2 protein-coding genes are annotated in these 1,412 nt (G+C 71.0%); both read left to right on the top strand.

Annotated features, from left to right (window positions below; all coding sequences use genetic code 11):
* On the top strand, positions 1 to 252 hold a 252-nt coding region (locus DFP88_RS16765), incomplete at its 5' end, for a hypothetical protein (protein ID WP_220032364.1).
* A 316-nt stretch (positions 253 to 568) separates the two neighbouring features.
* Positions 569 to 1,339 carry a hypothetical protein gene (locus tag DFP88_RS16760; RefSeq protein WP_110815836.1) on the top strand — a complete coding sequence of 257 codons (771 nt, stop codon included), beginning with the start codon at positions 569 to 571 and terminating at the stop codon, positions 1,337 to 1,339.
* The last annotated feature ends 73 nt before the right edge of the window (positions 1,340 to 1,412 follow it).

The raw sequence follows: 1,412 nt of genomic DNA, 5'->3' as shown, positions 1-1,412 counted from the left end.
CAGCTGGCGCGGCGCGAGGTGTCGGAGCTCAAGCGCGGCGACGACGCGGTGCGCAAGCGGATCATGCGGCTGCGCGAGCGGATGACGGCGGCGGGGTATGACCGCGCGGTCGTGGCCGACGACGTGCTGGTCGAGCGGATGGATGCCTGGCTGGCCAAGCATGTGCGCGGGCAGCGGCGGCAGGATGCCTACGACAAGGTGTTCCAGGTGGCGGTGCGCGAGCGCTGGATCGGAGGTGCCCCGAGACGCTGAGGCCGCCGGCGCCGCCGCACCCGGTTGCGGTCTGTCCGCGGACTGTCCCGGACTGTCCGGTTCTGTCCGGCGGACAGAATAGCGCCAGACCGGCCAGGGGGGCGGTGAGGCCAGCAAAACAACGTTTTCGACCCGATCTGTCCTGATCTGTCCCGGACTGTCCGGACATGTCCACGGACGGATCGGACAAGTCCGGCCAGGTCCGGACAGTCCGCTCTGAGAGAAGAAAGAGAAGAGAAGGACAAGGACAGCGGACAGAACCCAGAGGGTGAGCCTGTGGATAACTCTAGCAGGCGCAGAGAAGGAGGTGACGGCCATGATGGCAGCACCAGAGACCCGGCAGCAGTACGGGGACCAGGGGAAGGGCGCAGAGAGGCCAGGAGCCCGGCAGCCCGGGGGACTGGGGCAGGGCGCAGAGCAGGGCCCGCAGCAGCCCGAGGAAAGCAACCGGGACCGCGTCCGGCGCCTGCTGCTGGTGCCGCTCGGCTTCCGCTTCCGGCGCGGCACGGATGCCACCGAGGCGCGCCGCAGCCTCGACGCCCTGGCGGACGAGCTCGGCTACATGAGCGACGCCAGCCTCTCGGCCCTGCGCGGCATGCTCGCCTCCAAGGGCGAGGGCTCGGCGCGCTGCTTCTGGCCGGAGCCCGCGACCTTCCGCGGCTTTGCGGAGATCGTTCAGCCGCGGCCGCTCGAGGAGGTGCCGGCGCTGGTGCGCTGGTTCCGCTCGGTCGAGGGGCCGCGGGCGGTGGAGGCCGGCACGCTGGTCGAGACCTTCCTCTGGTTCGAGAAGAAGAAGGCGCCGCCGCTGACGCCGCAGGCGCGGGCCATGGTGACGCAGCGGGCGCAGCAGAACCACCGCCGGCTCGAGGTGATCTCGGACCGCCGGGCGCGGGAGGTGCGCAACGACGCGCAGGATCTGGAGTGGGAGCGCTGGTACCGCAGCACGCTCGCCCGCGTCGAGGCGCTGGTGGCGCGCGTGCAGCGCGAGAAGCAGGGGCAGGCGGTGGAGCAGGACCGGCAGGGGCAGGCACCGCAGACCGATCCTGCGCAAGACACAACACGGACGGCAGAGGAGATCACCCGATGAAGGACAGGCTGGCAGAGATCATCGGCGACGGCCGCGCGGCACTCGAGGCGCTGCCGAAGGCAGAGCAGCAGGC

Source organism: Pseudoroseicyclus aestuarii (assembly GCF_003217255.1).
GTDB classification, from domain to species: Bacteria; Pseudomonadota; Alphaproteobacteria; order Rhodobacterales; family Rhodobacteraceae; genus Pseudoroseicyclus; species Pseudoroseicyclus aestuarii.
The sequence above is the reverse complement of the archived record's forward strand: the minus strand, read 5'-3'. Positions and strand labels throughout refer to the sequence as shown.